Origin of the sequence: Paenarthrobacter sp., from assembly GCF_031180005.1 — a bacterium.
Taxonomy (GTDB): Bacteria; Actinomycetota; Actinomycetes; order Actinomycetales; family Micrococcaceae; genus Arthrobacter.
The window spans coordinates 47,501-63,911 of record NZ_JAPSHI010000007.1 but is presented as its reverse complement, the minus strand read 5'-3'; the positions used below and the strand labels follow the sequence as shown (position 1 = coordinate 63,911).

General features: G+C 63.0%; 18 protein-coding genes. 10 read left to right on the top strand and 8 right to left on the bottom strand.

Features of this window, described 5'->3' with window-relative positions:
* The first annotated feature begins 118 nt into the window (after positions 1–118).
* Positions 119–1,630 carry a SpaH/EbpB family LPXTG-anchored major pilin gene (locus tag RIF72_RS07310; protein ID WP_309074175.1) on the top strand — a complete coding sequence of 504 codons (1,512 nt, stop codon included), beginning with the start codon at positions 119–121 and terminating at the stop codon, positions 1,628–1,630.
* A gap of 58 nt (positions 1,631–1,688) precedes the next feature.
* On the opposite strand, the gene RIF72_RS07305 is transcribed toward RIF72_RS07310, so the two are convergent.
* From RIF72_RS07305 to RIF72_RS07295, 3 genes are all read right to left on the bottom strand, one after another.
* Positions 1,689–2,033: a hypothetical protein gene (locus tag RIF72_RS07305; protein ID WP_309074174.1), complete on the bottom strand. Its 345-nt coding sequence runs from the start codon at positions 2,031–2,033 to the stop codon at positions 1,689–1,691.
* 68 nt (positions 2,034–2,101) lie between these two features.
* Complete coding sequence (locus RIF72_RS07300; protein WP_309074173.1) at positions 2,102–2,686, bottom strand: hypothetical protein; 585 nt, start codon at positions 2,684–2,686, stop codon at positions 2,102–2,104.
* Positions 2,687–2,695: 9 nt separating this feature from the next.
* The gene (locus tag RIF72_RS07295) at positions 2,696–4,036 is read right to left on the bottom strand and encodes an MATE family efflux transporter (RefSeq protein ID WP_309074172.1); all 1,341 of its coding nucleotides are present in this window, start codon (positions 4,034–4,036) and stop codon (positions 2,696–2,698) included.
* 41 nt (positions 4,037–4,077) lie between these two features.
* Between RIF72_RS07295 and RIF72_RS07290 the strand changes: the two genes are divergently transcribed.
* From RIF72_RS07290 to RIF72_RS07270, 5 genes are all read left to right on the top strand, one after another.
* Positions 4,078–4,665: an antibiotic biosynthesis monooxygenase gene (locus RIF72_RS07290; RefSeq protein ID WP_309074171.1), complete on the top strand. Its 588-nt coding sequence runs from the start codon at positions 4,078–4,080 to the stop codon at positions 4,663–4,665.
* A gap of 68 nt (positions 4,666–4,733) precedes the next feature.
* Positions 4,734–5,168, top strand: coding sequence for a DoxX family protein (locus RIF72_RS07285; protein WP_309074170.1), 435 nt, complete (start codon positions 4,734–4,736; stop codon positions 5,166–5,168).
* A gap of 199 nt (positions 5,169–5,367) precedes the next feature.
* Positions 5,368–5,700, top strand: coding sequence for a PEP-utilizing enzyme (locus RIF72_RS07280; protein ID WP_309074169.1), 333 nt, complete (start codon positions 5,368–5,370; stop codon positions 5,698–5,700).
* Positions 5,697–6,260 (top strand): hypothetical protein, encoded by a 564-nt coding sequence (locus tag RIF72_RS07275; RefSeq protein ID WP_309074168.1) that lies wholly within the window; start codon positions 5,697–5,699, stop codon positions 6,258–6,260. Before RIF72_RS07280 ends, RIF72_RS07275 begins: the two co-directional genes overlap by 4 nt.
* Positions 6,261–6,308: 48 nt before the next feature.
* Positions 6,309–7,283: an acyl-CoA thioesterase gene (locus RIF72_RS07270; protein WP_091464110.1), complete on the top strand. Its 975-nt coding sequence runs from the start codon at positions 6,309–6,311 to the stop codon at positions 7,281–7,283.
* Positions 7,284–7,320: 37 nt separating this feature from the next.
* Here RIF72_RS07270 and RIF72_RS07265 read toward each other — a convergent pair whose 3' ends face one another.
* The 5 genes from RIF72_RS07265 to RIF72_RS07245 all read right to left on the bottom strand — a co-directional run bounded on the left by RIF72_RS07265 (position 7,321) and on the right by RIF72_RS07245 (position 12,260).
* The gene (locus RIF72_RS07265; RefSeq protein WP_309074167.1) at positions 7,321–8,058 is read right to left on the bottom strand and encodes a VOC family protein; all 738 of its coding nucleotides are present in this window, start codon (positions 8,056–8,058) and stop codon (positions 7,321–7,323) included.
* Between the two features lie 106 nt (positions 8,059–8,164).
* Positions 8,165–8,821: a GntR family transcriptional regulator gene (locus RIF72_RS07260; protein WP_091464115.1), complete on the bottom strand. Its 657-nt coding sequence runs from the start codon at positions 8,819–8,821 to the stop codon at positions 8,165–8,167.
* Between the two features lie 111 nt (positions 8,822–8,932).
* Positions 8,933–9,970, bottom strand: coding sequence for a transketolase C-terminal domain-containing protein (locus RIF72_RS07255; RefSeq protein ID WP_309074166.1), 1,038 nt, complete (start codon positions 9,968–9,970; stop codon positions 8,933–8,935).
* Positions 9,967–10,860 carry a transketolase gene (locus RIF72_RS07250; protein ID WP_309074165.1) on the bottom strand — a complete coding sequence of 298 codons (894 nt, stop codon included), beginning with the start codon at positions 10,858–10,860 and terminating at the stop codon, positions 9,967–9,969. The genes RIF72_RS07255 and RIF72_RS07250 overlap by 4 nt, the downstream gene beginning before the upstream one ends.
* 62 nt (positions 10,861–10,922) lie before the next feature.
* Positions 10,923–12,260, bottom strand: a complete 1,338-nt coding sequence (locus tag RIF72_RS07245; protein ID WP_309074164.1) for an MFS transporter — start codon at positions 12,258–12,260, stop codon at positions 10,923–10,925.
* Between the two features lie 204 nt (positions 12,261–12,464).
* On the opposite strand from RIF72_RS07245, the gene RIF72_RS07240 reads away from it, so the two are divergent.
* The 4 genes from RIF72_RS07240 to RIF72_RS07225 are packed head-to-tail and all read left to right on the top strand — an operon-like array spanning position 12,465 to position 16,361.
* Entirely contained in the window at positions 12,465–13,307 is an 843-nt protein-coding gene (locus RIF72_RS07240) for a sugar phosphate isomerase/epimerase (RefSeq protein ID WP_309074163.1), read from the top strand.
* A 29-nt stretch (positions 13,308–13,336) separates the two neighbouring features.
* Positions 13,337–14,110, top strand: a complete 774-nt coding sequence (locus tag RIF72_RS07235; protein ID WP_179017986.1) for an SDR family NAD(P)-dependent oxidoreductase — start codon at positions 13,337–13,339, stop codon at positions 14,108–14,110.
* A 39-nt stretch (positions 14,111–14,149) separates the two neighbouring features.
* Positions 14,150–15,892 (top strand): dihydroxyacetone kinase family protein, encoded by a 1,743-nt coding sequence (locus RIF72_RS07230; RefSeq protein WP_309074162.1) that lies wholly within the window; start codon positions 14,150–14,152, stop codon positions 15,890–15,892.
* Between the two features lie 10 nt (positions 15,893–15,902).
* Complete coding sequence (locus RIF72_RS07225) at positions 15,903–16,361, top strand: ribose-5-phosphate isomerase (protein ID WP_309074161.1); 459 nt, start codon at positions 15,903–15,905, stop codon at positions 16,359–16,361.
* Positions 16,362–16,411 lie beyond the last annotated feature (50 nt).

Below are 16,411 nucleotides of genomic sequence, written 5' to 3'. Positions count from 1 at the left end.
AATTCACGATGAGTTTTGCGTCACGATTCCCGCCCTGGATCCACCTATTCCTGAGCAAGGTAATTGGGGCAGCCCTCGGCTAGGGCTGCCCTGCCAACGCGTCAGGGATAGGAACTTCATGCGGAAACAGTTCGAGCGCACACGTACCGCCGCCACAATCGTCGCCGGAGCGGTGTTGGCAATGTCCTTCTCCGCTGCCCCGGCATCGGCCGCACCGGTGGTTGACGGCGACCAGACCGGTTCCATCACCATCCACAAATTCGAGAAGCCGGACGCGGGTGGTGGTGGCGGCAACAACGGCAGCGGCGGCAACGGTGGCGGCAGCAACTTCGCTCAACCGGTACCTGACACCTCGGGCTTCACGCCTCTGGCCGGTGTCGAGTTCACCATCCAGCAGGTCAACACCATCGACCTGTCCACCAACGCCGGTTGGGACGCAGCACATAACCTGAGCAGCGTCTTCGCTCCCTCGGACCCATCCGGTTCCATTACCGGCGCCGGGTACACCTTGGCAGCAGGGCAGGCACAGACCACCGCTGCTGACGGCATCGCAGCCTTCAACAACCTTCCTGTCGGCCTGTATCTCGTGACCGAGACCAACTACCCCGCCGGCGTGACCCCCTCGGCCCCGTTCCTGATTTCCGTGCCGTTGACCGACCCGGAAAACAACGACAACTGGATCTACGACGTCCACGTTTACCCGAAGAACTCCGTCACCGGGGTGGAAAAGACCGTCACGGACGCCCCCGATGTGAAGCTCGGCGACCAGATCGACTTCACCATCACCGGTGACATCCCCAACGAGACCGTCATCGATGGTTACAAGATCGTCGACGTCCTCGATCCGAAGCTGACCTACGTTGGCGCAACCGCCACACTGCTGAACGGCACCACCATCACCGAAGGCACGCACTACGACGTGGTCTTCGATGCAGCAACGAACACTGTCTCCGTGGTCTTCACCGAGGCCGGCCGTGCTGTTCTTGCCACAAGCAACACCACCCGTGTTCAGGTCGTCGTGAACACCAACGTCAACACCATTGGTGAAATCGAAAACGAAGCACTCGTTTACCCCAACCTCCCCAGCTTCACCATCACCCCGGGCGAGCCCGGCGGCCCGGTGGTGACTCCTCCGGTTGTCACCAAGTGGGGAGAAATGACGCTGGAAAAGGTCAACGAGAACGGTGATGCCCTCGCCGGTGCTTCCTTCTCCGTCTTCGCCACCGAAGCCGACGCACTGGCCGGCACAAACCCGATCGTCCTGAGCGGCCAGAGCGTCTTCACCGTTGCTGCCGACGGAACCTTGACCATTTCCGGTCTGCGTTACTCGGACTGGGCCGACGGCGCCGCCGTTGCACCGGGCGACCCTGAATACCGCACCTACTACCTGGTGGAGACCACCGCTCCGGCCGGATACGAACTGCTCGCCGAGCCGATCTCCTTCCTGATCAACTCAGCATCCACCACGGTTGGCATTGACCTGAGCGTCAAGAACATCCCGTCCAACGGCGGCTTCGAACTGCCCCTGACCGGTGGCGTCGGAACCGGCCTGCTCTACGCAGCCGGAGCACTTCTGGTCATCGGCGCCGCACTCCTGTTCGTACGCTCACGTCGAAACACCAGGCACTAGTCGGCATCCGTCCGCCCAAGAGCAGCCCCGCGGAAGTGGAGCGTCGAACCTTGGAACGTTAGTGGCCGGCGTCGGGCGTTTCAGTCTCGGAATCCGGAGCCCCCGGGCGGCCGTGGCCGGGCCGCTTGGAACTGAGGTTGACGCCGGAGCCTTTGCCGAGGTGGTCGGCGTTCTCCTTGTGGCTCATGGACAGCATGGCCGCCACAACGAGGCTCACGATGAATGCGATGCCGGCGCCCGTGAAGGCGAGGTCGAAACGTGGCGCGCGAGCGCTGCCGCCGGAGGCGAAAATGAGCACGGCAACGAAGGCCAGTACTGCAAAGAACGCGGAGAACATGAGGGGTCCCTTGACCGAGGTCCGCATCTTGCGCGGTTCTCCTGGTGTCTGGTCTGCCACGGTCATTCCTCCAATGATGGCGGTTCGTTTCCGCCGGTAAGCAAAAGTTCTACAAAGAGTAGAACGTCCAGCTACTAGTTTACGGCCTCGGGCGAAGCGCCGGGCGCAGCGGTTCGGGAAGGGCCGCCGACCCCGGTCTTGGCATCGTGCCGCAGCGTCAAACCGGAGAGGATCCACAGCACACCGCAAATGATGGCCCCACCACCAGCCACGCCCAGCAGCGCATGTGCGCCCAAGGAAGTGAAGAACGGCAGCATCACGGCAGTACCCACAGCGATAACGCCCGAAATGAGCCAATCACGCGCCAACACGTCCCGTTTCCGGAGACCATGGACGAACTCAAGGAGGCCCAGCACCAGCAGCGCGAACATGGCCGAGAGGGCAACACCCTCGTCAGACTGGGTGACCAAGGCACCGATGCCTCCGAGTGCAACAACCACCGGAACGGCAACAGGCAAAGCCCTGGACATCCACACCGCACCTGCAGTCGCGAGCAAATACAGCCCCACAGCCCACGCCAAGACGTGCACGGACGGCGAAGCCCAGAAGATGGTGACCGCACCGAACAACAGTGCAACCGTGGCGCGGATCAGCACGGGTTTCCAGGATCCGTCCGCGGGAGCAGAAGGAGTCTGGGCAGGAGTCGCTGGGAGAGTCACCCGTCCAGTTTAGTGCGAACCCAGCACCATCCATCGATCCGTCCTCGCGCGCAGCCCCAAAGTCACACCTCGGGCCAGCATGTAGCCCAGCGCAAACGCGGCCCACAACCACAGAAGCCCCGCCTCGCCGTCGGGCTTTGTCTGGTGGATTGCCACCAGCAACGGCAAGTAGACCACCAGGTTTACGACGCCGGCAATCGCCAGGTAGCGTGCGTCACCGGCGCCGATAAGGACACCGTCCAGGACAAAGACATATCCGGCAAGTGGCTGTCCCACCGCGAGGACCCAGAGGGCTATGGTCAGGGCTGATCGGACGCCGGAGTCGGGCGTGAAGAGGTAGCCGGCCCACGGGGCCACGATCGCCAGGAGCACGCCGGTAATCACGCCGAATCCGAGGCCCCAGCGGATCATGGTGCGGGTCAATTCACGCACGCGTTGGGCGTTTCGGGCGCCAAGTTCCTTGCCGATCAGGGCTTGCGCTGCGATCGCCAGCGCATCCAGGGCAAAGGCCAGGAAGGAGAAGATGGTCATGGCCAACTGGTGCGCGGCCAGGTTTACGGCACCCTGCGCGGTCACCACCAAAACAGTCGCAAGGATGGCGAGGCGGAGGCTCAGCGTACGCAGCATGAGCCACGAACCCACCTTGGTCATGGTGCGGACGCCGTGCCAGTCGGGCTTCAAGGACACCCCGTGCTGACGTGCGTTCCGGCTGACCATTACCAAGTACACGGCAGCCATGGCCCACTGCGCGATGCTTGTACCCACCGCCGAACCCGCCACGGACATGTTCAACCCATAGACGAAGAACAGATTGAGGGCGATGTTCAGGGCGAAGCCTGCGGTTGCCACCACCAGCGGTGTCCGGGTGTCCTGAAGTCCGCGGAGCACGCCGGTACCGGCGAAGATCAAGAGCATCGCAGCCAAACCAGGCATGGACCATCGCAGGTAATCGACAGCGAATTGCTTCACGTCTCCCGTGGCTCCCATGAAGCCAACCAATGGTTCGGCCGCCACGAAACCGGCCACTGCGAGCGCCAACCCGAGCAGCAGTGCCAGCCAGACGCCGTCGCGCCCTGCCGCCAAAGCCTTCCCCAACTTACCGTCACCGATCGCCCTGGCGACCGCCGGCGTCGTCGAATATGCCAGGAAGACCATCAGCCCCACGGCAGTGTGCAGGATGGTGGACGCAAGTCCCACGCCGGCGAGCTGGTCGACGCCCAGGTGCCCCACAATGGCGGAGTCTGCCAGCAGGAACAGTGGCTCGGCAATGAGCGCACCGAATGCCGGGACTGCCAGGCGCAGGATTTCGCGGGCGTTGGAGCGGGCGGGGGCGGTTGTGGTTTGAGGCACTAAACAAGCCTAGTCCGCCGCGGGGCGGGTACATTTGGGCCGTGTCACATGAGCATCCCGTCACTGTTTCCGTCGCCCGCACCATCCTTCCCGGCTACACCCGGCAGGCCAATGCCTGGGCCCACGCCGGACAGGAACTCGCCCGCGAATGGCCCGGGTATCTGGGGTCCGGTTGGGTGCGCAATGGGGTGGATTCCACTGAATGGCACATGCTTTATCGCTTCGCGGACGCCGATTCGCTGCAGGAGTGGGAGGACTCCGAGGAGCGTCGCTGGTGGATCGATAGTGCCAGGGACATGATGGAGACCACCCGGGTTGAGCGCCATACAGGGATCGAGGGATGGTTCTCGCGGCCTGGAGATGTCTCTGTGATTGTGCCCGAAACAGTTGTGCCGCCGCGCTGGAAGCAGGCCATCAGCATTTTCCTGCCGTTCTTCCCGCTCAGCCTGTTGGCCAATTTCCTGCTGCACCCTTTGACTCAGGACTGGCCGCTGGTATTCGCGGTGCTGCTGAACATCGTGATCCTGACCCCGCTGATGACCTACATCTTCCTGCCGATCACTACCCGGCTGTTGCAGCCTTGGCTTCAGGCGAAGCCGCGCAATAAACGCCGGATGCAAGCCCGCTAGCTGGGATTCAGGTCATAAAGAGCCTCATTTAGTTGACACTTCAAGTTTCCTCGGGGATGGTTGAAGGTATGAACAAGTCCAGCTTGACCACCACAGCCCTGACCATCCTGCGAGTAACCGCAGGATTTCTCTTCGCCGCGCACGGTTGGCAGAAGTTCAACGAATTCACCATCGCCGGAACTCAGGCCTCCTTCACCCAAATGGGAGTCCCGGCCGCATCAGCAGTAGCGCCGATAGTCGCAACCCTCGAGCTCGTGGGTGGCGTTGCCCTGATCATCGGCCTCCTGACCCGCGTCTTCGCAGCCTTGCTGGCCGTCAACATGCTCGGCGCGCTGTTCCTAGTGCACGCGCCAGCCGGCGTTTTTGTCGGTAATGGCGGGTATGAGCTTGTGTTGCTCTTCGCAGGCGCCGCCTTGGCCCTGGCGCTGGCCGGAGCAGGCAGGCTTTCCGCCGACGCCGCACTATTCGGCCGCTCGGGATCGAAACTCCGCGTCCTCGCGTAGCGCCCACCACCCCGACGCTCTCGCACATAACGAGCCCTTCAGCCGATCGCTCTCTCCCTTTCTTAAGGAAAGTGAGAGAGCCTCGGGCTTTAAGGGCCGGGATGTGAGAGAACGTTCAAGGGTGCAATGCCTCAGCCAGTTCGGCGGCCGCTTCAATTGTTGGTGCCGGGGCAGTGTTTTCTGTAGTAGAAATAGCCTGATGATGACCATCCTCACCGGCGTCGGCGCCAGCACAGGTACAGCCCACGGCAATGCCCGGCTCATCCACGGTCCCGACGAGTTCACACGCTTCCAATCCGGCGATGTTTTGGTCTGCCGCACTACCGACCCCGCCTGGACGCCTCTCTTCGGAATGGCTTCAGCCGTGGTCACGGAGACCGGCGGAATGTTGTCGCACGCCGCGATCGTTGCCCGGGAGTTCGGTATCCCTGCCGTACTGGGTGTACGGGATGCGCTGCACCTTCTCGCCGACGGCGGCCCCCTGGCAATTGACGGGTCCCGGGGAACAATCACCCTGATGGATACCGAATGACACTCCTCACCCTGCATGCGGTCCGCCTCCTCGGTTTCGCTGAGACCCAGGCGGTAGCGGCTCGATTCTCGCAAGACCCCGGTTTGGTGGAGTCGCAGCTCATCGACGCCGGCGTGAACGGCTTTGTTTCGCACAGCACCTTCGCGGGGGCCAGCGGCTGGTCGCTGTCGAGTCTCGGGAGAATTGAGAACGAGCGGCTGCTGGCCGGTGAACTGGACCACGCCGGTGCACGAGACGCGGTGTTGGCGGTGCATGACAATTTCGCCGAGGTCAACACCGGCGTCGTGGGCGCCTGCAGTGCCATCCAGCTGCAATCTCCGGCGGATGAAGGCGCCGTGGACGTCCTGATAGGCGCCTTGGCGTCCTGGCGTCTACTCGAACCACAGCTGAGCGTTTTGCTGCCTCGGTTCGAGGGCTACTCCGAGCGCCTGTTGGGAGCACTCAAGCATGCTGTCCAGGACACAGCCTGGCTGACAGCTACCGACCGGGATTCCTTCCACCGGGTTTGGTTCGAACTCCATGAGGACCTGATTGCCACCCTCGGCATCCAGCGCGGGTAGTCGGACTTTGTCACGTAACAGAAACCCGGCGACAGTAAGATTCCATGCATGAGCGATGACGCCGCCAATTCAGTGACCCTCCGTTTCCTCGCGGCTCCCATGGACGTAGGCCACAGCGGGTCAGTCGACGCCGGCACCGTCCTTGAGTGGGTGGATAAGGCCGCGTACGCAGCAGCAGTTGGCTGGTCGAAGTCGTACTGCGTCACGGCGTACGTGGGCAACATCCACTTCACGGATCCCGTGAACAGCGGCGACATGGTGGAAGTGACCTCCACCATCGTCTACACCGGCCGCTCCTCGATGCACATCCACACGGTGGTCAGCTCCCGCGATCCCAAAGGTGGGCCGGAGACAATGCACAGCCAGTGCATGGTGATTTTCGTAGCGGTGGGACCCGATGGCAAGCCAATTCCTGTCCCCCAGTTTGAGCCGTCCACGCCCCAAGAGGTCGAGCAGCGCGACCACGCCTTGGCGCGCATCGAGGTCCGCGAGCAGATCGTCAACGCGATGAACGCCCAAGACTACACCGACGCCGGAACCGCCGAGCGTGTTGTCCTGCGGTTTATGGCGTCCCCCACTGACGTCAACTGGGGCGGCAAGGTGCACGGTGGCATCGTGATGAAGTGGATCGACGAAGCAGCGTACGTTTGCGCCTCCCGATACTGCGGCAAGGACACCGTGGCTGTGTTCTCCGGGGGCGTCCGTTTCTACCGGCCCCTGCTGATTGGCCATGTCGTCGAGGTAGAGGCGCGGCTCGTCTACACCGGCGCCAAGGGCATGCACATTGCGGTCCACGTACGCTCCGGCGATCCCAAGACCCGCGAAATGAACCTGACCACGTACTGCCTCACGGTGATGGTGGCGCGCGACGAAACAGGGACCGCTGTACCGATTCCTTCCTGGGTTCCAGTATCCGAGGAGGACAAGAAGCTGCACGCCCACGCCCGTGAACTCTTGGAAATCCGTGGGCGGGCACCGGGAAACCGGCTCCCGGATCACCTGTTGAAGGCGTCAGGCAGCTAACAGCCGCTTGGTCCGGACGTGGTTACGAGCCATATTGTCAGCCCGGTGTCAGGACGCAGAACTCGTTGCCTTCGGGGTCTGTGAGGCAACGCCACGGCACATCGCCCTGGCCGATGTCGATGTTAGCCGCGCCCAGTGTATGTAGCCGGACCACTTCAGCGTCTTGATCATCACCGGGATACGGCATCAGGTCCAGATGGATACGGTTCGGCAGTCTGTCGGGGTCTGGCGTGCGCAGCAACTCCAGATATGGCCCGACCCCCTCGGACGAACGCAGCCTCGCATGGTCATCGTTCACTTCGTGCAGAGTCCAATCCATCGCCTCACTCCAGAAGTCGGCCATGGCCCGCGGATCGCTGCAGTTGACCACCACCGTGGCGATGGGTCCTGTGTCCTGGTAGATCGGACGGGGTTCCAGAACGCAGAACAGGTTCCCCTCGGGATCCGCCAAGACCGTCCAGGGCACATCTCCCTGGCCTACATCGGCCGGTGTAGCGCCGAGCTCTTTGAGCCGCGCCACCAGCTCCTTTTGATGAGCTGCGGAAGTGGTTGCGAGATCGAGGTGCGCGCGATATTTCACCGTCTCCGGATCCGGAACTGTCACAACGTCAACGCAAACAGCTGAGGGGTCCGGCCAAGTGAAACCCAGGGGTTCAACGTTGGTCACACCGGGTCCCTCACTGGAGACACCCCACCCGAGGGCTTCCGCCCAAAACTGTCCGAGAGCTGAGTCATCCCGTGCTTTGAAATTCACCTGAACAAGTCTCAACGCCATGACGACTTACCCTATACCCCTGCTTCATTCCAGCAACACCGCTGCTATCCCGCTGCAGCGTCGTTGCCCAACAATGGGAAAGCGGCCAACCAACGCAATTGAGGAACTAGCCGACGAGGTTCTCCGCCGCACTGTCCATGTGCGCGATGATCGTTTCCCGTGCTTTTGCCGCATTTCCAGTCTCGATGGCAGCAACAATGTCGTGATGCCGGCCCACGCTCATATTCCGGGTGGCGCGTTCCAACCCGGCGAACATGATGGACATCCGGATGGAGCCCTCCAGGGATTCCCAGGAGTGCAGCAACGTTTCGTTTCCGGACAGGCGGCAGAGCGTGCGGTGGAACTCAAGGTCGGATTCGATCCGCTCCTGCAGTGAGGACTTGGCGGCTTTATCCATATTGTCGACGGCGGCACGCAGTTCTGCGAGCGCGGCTTCCTTGTCCGGCATGTCACTGAGGGTCCGGGCGGCCAACGATTCCAAAACGCCGCGAACAGCGAAGATATCCCGGATTTCCTTGACGTCCAGGTGCCGCACGGACATGCGGCCGCGTGCTCCGGCGGAGATCAGGCCTTCCTGTTCCAGCTGGCGCAGGGCTTCCCGAAGGGTGCCGCGGCTGATTTGGAGCATCTCGGAAAGCTCGGTTTCCACGAGGTGTCGCCCGGGCTCGAGTTCGCCACTGGTGATCGCGGTCCGCAGTGCTGCGAGTGCCTGTTCGCGCAGGCTCTTCTTCTCAAGTCCCAGCAGGGATGCGGTGACGGCCATGGTGTGTCCTCGGTTCAGTGGGCGACTGCTAACAGTCCGATGTTAACTGTCGATACTACGGGCAGCGTGGCGGGACGGGCAGTCATGTCCGTCCCGCCCAGCGAGGAAAGCTCAGCCAAGCTCCGCAAGCACCTTCGCAACGATTCGGTCTACGGACAATCCGTATCGTTCGTGCAGCGTGGGCAACGCACCGGCGTCGAGGAACTGGTCGGGAAGCGCGATGGGCACCACGCGCTTGCCGAGACCGGCGGTGACGACGGCGGAGGCAACAGTTTCGAACAGGCCGCCAACAACCGTGTGGTTTTCCAGAGTGACGGCCAGCCGGTCGGTGTTCAGCTCTGCCAGTACGGTGGCAGAGTCGAACGGCTTGATGGTGGGTGTGTGCACCACGGCGACATCCACGTTGTGCTTCGCCAGGGCATCTGCCGCCTGCAAAGCACGCATGGTCATCAGGCCGGAGGAAACGAAAACAACATCTTTGCCCTCGCGCAGGACCTTGGCCTTGCCCAGCTCGAACGTGTAGTCGTACTCGTCCAGGACGGTGGGCACGTTACCGCGCAGCAAGCGCAGGTATGTTGGTCCGTCGGAGGCCGCAAGCTGCGGAACGGCCTGTTCGATGTCGACGGAGTCGCAGGGATCCACGATGGTGAGGTTGGGCATGCCGCGGAAGATCGCCATGTCCTCGGTGGCCTGGTGGCTCGGTCCGTACCCGGTGGTAAGGCCAGGGAGCCCCCCGATGATGTTGACGTTGAGGTTCGGCTCGGCGATGTCCAGGCACAGGAAGTCATACGCACGCCGTGCCGCGAACACCGAGTAGGTGGAAGCGAATGGGATCAAGCCAGTCTCTGCCATGCCTGCAGCGGCGCCGAAGAGGAGCTGCTCGGCCATGCCCATCTGGAAGAACCGCTCGGGGAACGCCTTTGCGAAGATGTGCATGTCCGTGTACTTACCAAGATCCGCGGTCAGACCCACGATCCGGGAGTCGGCTTCGGCCGCCTTGACCAGTGCATGCCCGAACGGGGCGGAAGTGGTCTTCTGGCCGGGATCGGCGAAGGATGCGATCATGGCCGAGGTCTTCAGCTTCGGTTTAGCCGTCGAGGCGGCGACCGATGAAGCAGCGGCACCGGCCGCCGTCGTAATTGTGCTCATGCTGAAGCCGTCCCTTCGTATCCTGCGGTCAACTGTTCGCGGCAGATCTGCCACTCGTTTTCTTCGATGCGCATGAAGTGCGCTTTCTCACGGGTCTCCAAGAGCGGCACACCGCGACCTACCTTGGTGTCACAGAGGATGACCGAGGGCCGCCCGATCGGCGCCGCCAGGGCAGCGATGTTGTCGAACGCTCCCAGCAGCGCACTCACGTCGTTCCCGTCGACGCGCTGGGTGTACCAGCCGAACGATTCCCACTTTTCGGTCACCGGTTCGGTGCGGAGCACAGTTTCCGTGGCCCCGTCTGCTTGGAGGGCATTGATGTCTACCATGGCGGTCAGGTTTCCGAGCTGGTGGTGGTGTGCACCCATGGCGGCTTCCCAGGTGGAACCCTCGTCCAACTCACCGTCGGACAGAAAGTTGATCACCCTTGACGTTGAGCTCTGAAGACGCAGGCCCAAAGCCATTCCGACGGCAACCGTCAGGCCGTGTCCAAGCGAACCGCCTGAGATTTCCATGCCCGGGGTGTAAGTGGACATACCCGACATCGGCAGGCGGGAATCATCGGAGCCGTACGTTTCGAGTTCGGCCACCGGAACGATTCCAGCTTCGGCCAGCGCTGCATAGTGACCAATGGCGTAGTGCCCGGTGGAAAGAAGGAAGCGGTCGCGTCCTTCCCAGTGCGGATCTTCGGCGCGGTACGTCAGCTGATCGGCGTAGACGGCGGCGAGCATATCGGCCGCACCGAGGGCCTGGCCGACATAGCCCTGCCCTTGGACTTCGCCCATATTCAGCGCGTGATGACGGATGCGGTAGGCGGCGGCGCGGATGCTGTCCACACGCTCGGGCGTAGGAGTGGCCACTGGTGCCACTTCGACTGAAGAGAGAGTCATTGGTTTCCTTCCGGAGTCGGGCGCGTGCTGATGGGGAGAACGCGCCTGACGTCGATGGCTGCTTAGGCGTTTACCGTCTGGGGAGTTTTGCTGGCGGCTTCTTCAGCGAGAGCACGCTCGCGCTTTCCCCAGGTTTCCCGGGTAATCAGTGCCGCCCACAGGCCGATGGCTGCGTAGATGCTGAACAGCAGGGCCGGCCCCATCCATCCCATGCTGACGAACAGCAGGGTGGTGATGAAGGGGGTGAAGCCGGAGACCATGGCGGAGATCTGGTAGGACAGCGAGGCGCCGGAGGAGCGGGTCTTGGCCTGGAAGAGTTCCGGGAACCAGGCACCCTGGGCGCCGGCAAGGGAGTTCTGGCAGACAGCGTAGGCGATGACGATGGTTGCGATGATCAGGAGGAAAAGGCCGGTGTTGACCAGCATGAACATCGGGATGCCGAACACAACTGCGAACGCTGTGGACCAGATGTAAACAGGACGGCGACCAACGCGGTCCGTCAGTTTGCCCCAGAAGTACGTTGCGAAGATACCGATGCCGGCCGCGATGCAGAGCGCCGCCAAGGTTTCGGTCTTGTCGGCCAGGTTGTTGGTGTGCAGGTAGGAGATCATGTACGTCACGGACACGGCGTAGCCGGCAGTTTCAGCGATGCGGAGGCCGATGCCGCGGACGATGTTGCGCCAGTCGGTCTTGATGACCTCGACGATGGGGGACTTCACGATGTCGCCCTTGGCCTTCACGTCCTCGAATACGGGGGACTCGGGAACCTTGGAACGGATGATCAAGCCCACAGCCACAAGGACAATGCTCGCGAGGAACGGCACTCGCCAGGCCCACTCACTGCCGAGGCCCACGCTGCTGAGGAAGACAAGGTTGGCGAGCAGTAGGCCCACCGGGAAGCCGGCCTGCACGATGCCCGTGAACTGGCCCTTTTTCCGCCACGGTGCGTGCTCGTAGCTCATCAGGATGGCACCGCCCCATTCAGCACCGAAGGCCAAGCCTTGAATGATGCGGACGAGAACCAGCAGTGCGGGAGCCAGGAGGCCCACTTGCTGGTAGGTGGGCAACAGGCCGATGGCGAAGGTAGCAAGGCCCATCAAAATGAGCGATGCAACCAAGACCGGCTTGCGGCCGAGCTTGTCGCCGAGGTGGCCACCGATGATGCCACCCAGCGGACGGGCAGCGAAGCCGACGCCGAGGGTCGCGAAGGAGGCCAGGGTGCCTGTTACCGGGTCGGCGCCCGGGAAGAACGCCGTACCGAAGTACAGTGCTGCGGCGGTGCCGAAACCGATGAAGTCGTAGGTTTCGATGACTGCGCCAACGCCGGAACCGACGGCGACGCGCTTTGCTTCCTTGGTTCCATGAACCGGACCACGCATGGTCAGAGCTTCATTGCTCATGTGTGTCTTTCCCTTTCAAGAGTGGGGTGCTTCTTCGGCAACCCCACTGTCGACAGTCAACATAATACGTCAACTGTGACCGACGACACCAGCAATGTCAACAGTCAACCTTGGAGGTTGACTGTTGACAGTCAACCTAGCTAACGTGGTGTCCATCACTAAGGTCCCTCTCTGGCGAGGGCCCCAATTTGAGGATCAACGACGATGTTTCATCAACGACTGGGCTGTTCGTCCATCAGCTTCCGCCACCAGGATCTGGCCACTGCCCTGCACACCATGCGTGGACTCGGTTTCGAGGAAATCGATCTCGGCGCACTCCCCGGCGTCTGCGACCATGTGCCCTACGTACTGGACGCCGAGGCTGTGGAGGCGGTTGCCGCCGTCGTAAAGACCTCGGGAATGCGCGTCCGCTCAGTGAACGGCGACGTCGGCGACCTGAACGCAACGCTCGACGCCGGCGCTCAGGAAGCGCGCGAAGGGCACCTCGATATGCTGCTCACCCTGGCCGCCAAGACCGGCGCGAGGGCGCTAGTCCTGCCGTGCGGGGCTATCGATCACGAGCCGCTGCGGAGCCTGGATGAGGACCTGGACCTCGTGGCCGCGCAACTGATGAGTGCCGATGGGCGCGCGGCGGAGTTCGGCGTAGAGCTGTGGACCGAATCCCTGCACTACTACCGGCTGTGCTGGAACACTGAGCGTGCACAGCTCCTCGCCGACCGCCTTGCCGGTTCCGACGTCGGAATCGTCATGGACTTCAGCCACATCGTCGCTTCCGGTGGCGACCCCGTGGACTTCATGGACCGTTTTGCCGGCCGGATCAAGCACGTCCACCTGCGGGACGCCGTGGCGGCAACCGTCTACGAGCCAGGGAACATCAACCTCAGCATCGGCAACGGCGAGGCCGACTTCGCCGCCGGACTCGCGGCACTACGGAGCGTTGGCTACACCGGCCACTTCTCCCTGGAACTGGAAACCCGGGACGTTACCCACGACGAACGCCCCGCCGCCGCAGCCAAAGCAGCCAGCTACATCTCAGACCTCATCTAAACCTCGTTACCTCATATTCAAGGAGCACCATGACCACCATCCAGCGCACCGCCGTCCTCACCGGAGCTACCTCAGATCGCGGCATCGGCCTGACCACCGCCCGCCGCTACGCCAACCAGGGCTGGGGCATCGTCATCCTGGACCTCGACGGCGAGAAGTCCGCCAAGGTTGCCGCCGAGATCGCCAACGAATTCAACGTTCCGGCCTTCGGCTATGAGATCGACGTCGCCAACGAAGCCTCCGTCACCGCAGCCCAGGCCGCAGTCGCCGCAGAAGTTGCCGCCGGAAACCTCCCGCCCGTGGGCGCCCTGGCCAACATCGCAGGTATCACCTCCCCCGTTCCTTTCCTGGAAACCACGCTTGAGCTGTGGCACAAGGTCATGGACGTCAACGCCACTGGCACCTATCTCGTCACCAAGGCGTTCCTGCCTGACATGATCGCCAACGGCTGGGGCCGCATCGTCAACATGTCCTCGGTCTCCGCGCAACGCGGCGGCGGCGTATTCGGCAAGGTTCCCTACTCCGCAGCCAAAGCCGCCATCCTCGGCTTCACCAAGGCACTCGCCCGCGAAATCGGCGAAACCGGCGTGACCGTCAACGCCATCACGCCCGGCGCCGTGGACACCAACATCCGCGTTGGCAGCACTGAAGAGCAGGAAGCCGCCATCAACGCCGGCATCCCCTTGGGCCGCAACGCCACCACGGAGGAAGTAGCCGCCGTCATCACGTTCCTCTCCTCCGAGGACTCCGCGTACCTCACCGGTACCACCATCGACATCAATGGCGGCAGCCACATCCACTAAGTCCCTCCCCCAGTCCGAAATCCACAACCAGGACCCACCATGACAAGAATCTTCAACGATCCCGCCGACTTCGCGGACGAAGCCCTCGCCGGTTTCTGTGACGCCCACTCGGACCTCGTCCGCCAGGTTGAAGGAGGCGCTGTCCGCCGCAGCCGCCCGGCAACGCCGAAAGTCGCCGTCATCGCCGGTGGCGGCTCCGGGCACTACCCGGCCTTCGCCGGCATCATCGGGCCGGGCTTCGCTGACGGTGCCGTGGTGGGCAATATCTTCACGTCACCTTCCTCGCAGCAGGGCTATTCCGTGGCCAAGGCTGCCAATTCCGGAGCCGGCGTTGTGTTCACCTACGGCAACTACGCCGGGGACGTCATGAACTTCGGCTTGGCCAGTGAGCGACTGAATGCCGAGGGAATCGCCACGGAGAACGTGCTTGTCACGGACGATATCGCCAGCGCCTCCCTCGATGAGATCGAGAAGCGCCGCGGCATTGCCGGTGACTTTGTGGTGTTCAAGGTCATGGGAGGAGCGGCCGAAGCCGGACTGGACCTGGACTCCGTGGTTCGCTTGGGGCGCAAGGCGAATGAGTTTACGCGGACCATTGGCACAGCCTTCAGCGGCTGCACCTTCCCCGGCGCCGATCAGCCCTTGTTCCGCCTTCCGGAGGGACAGATGGGCCTGGGCCTTGGTATCCACGGCGAACCGGGACTGTTCGATACCGAGCTGCCGTCCGCCGTCGAGCTTGGGCAGGAACTGGTGCGCCGCGTGCTCGCCGAAACGCCAGTGGGCGCCTCCACCCGTCTCGCCGTGATCCTCAACGGTCTGGGTTCCACGAAGCACGAAGAACTGTTCGTCCTCTGGCGCACCGTGGCTCCGCTGCTCCGCGAAGCAGGCTATGCCTTGGTGATGCCGGAGGTGGGTGAGTTGGTGACCAGCCTGGACATGGCCGGCGCATCGCTGACGCTGACGTGGTTGGATGACGAGTTGGAACAGTACTGGACCGCGCCGGCGCTGACGCCGGCCTACCGCCGTGGTGCTGCCGGGTTCGACGTCGCTGCTTCTCACGCGTCTGAAGCTGAGCTGGACGCCGTTACCGCTGCCAACTACTCCTCCACAGAAGAGTCCCGAGCTTATGCCTCACAGTGCCTTCAAGCTCTGGACACGACGGCGGCGCTCCTTCGCGATTGCGAAGCAATGCTGGGCGACATGGATGCGATTGCCGGCGACGGCGACCACGGCCGCGGCATGGTTCGTGGATCCGCGGCAGCCCTCGACGCCGCTACCGTTGCGTTCGAACGCGGCGCGGGTGCCGGCTCGCTGCTCGCAGCTGCCGGGGACGCGTGGGCAGACAAGGCGGGCGGAACGTCCGGCGTGCTGTGGGGCGCGGGACTGCGCGCCTTTGGCGAGCGGTTGGGAGATGCAGAGACCCCGACGCCGGATGTCCTCGCCCAGTCTGTTCGAGCCTTCGCGGACCGGATCTCGAACCTTGGAAAAGCCGAGATCGGCGACAAAACCATGATGGATGCGCTGCTGCCCTTTGCATCCTCATTTGAAGACCGCGTCCTGCCGGGCGCTGCTGCCGAGGACGCGTGGGCAGCCGCTGCATCGGACGCTACCGAGGCGGCTGCGTCTACCGCAGGTCTTCGTCCCCTCAAGGGACGCGCCAGGCCGTTGGCCGAGAAGAGCATAGGCACGCCGGATCCCGGCGCGACGTCGCTCGCCATGGTGTTTGCCGCCGTCGGGCCTCACTTCACCGCAATTCCCGTTCCCGCCGCAGCAAGCAATTAGGAGAATTTCCATGCGCATCATTGTGGGTGCCGATGAAGCCGGCGTCGACTACAAGAACCGAATCTTGGCCGACCTTGAGGCTGACTCCCGCATCACGGAGGTCATAGATATCGGCGTGAACCGTGCTGATGAAGACTTCACCAGGCCGTACCCCTACGTTGGCATCGCGGCAGGCGAAATGATCCGCGAGGGCAAAGCCGAGCGTGCCATCCTTTTCTGCGGCACAGGGATCGGCGTGGCCATCGCGGCCAACAAGGTCCCCGGGATCAGGGCCACAGCAGCACACGATTCGTTCTCCGTGGAACGCTCAATCCTGTCCAACGACTGCCAGGTCCTCACCATGGGACAGCGCGTTGTGGGCGTGGAGTTGGCCCGTCGCCTGGCCAGGGAGTGGATCGGCTACACATTCGATCCCGCGTCCAGATCAGCGTCGAAGGTGAAGGTGCTCAGCGACTTTGAGGGCTGCTGAGAACCTCTTGAAGGGCGTTGCGTCGGCGGCGTATTCTCCACGAACAGGCA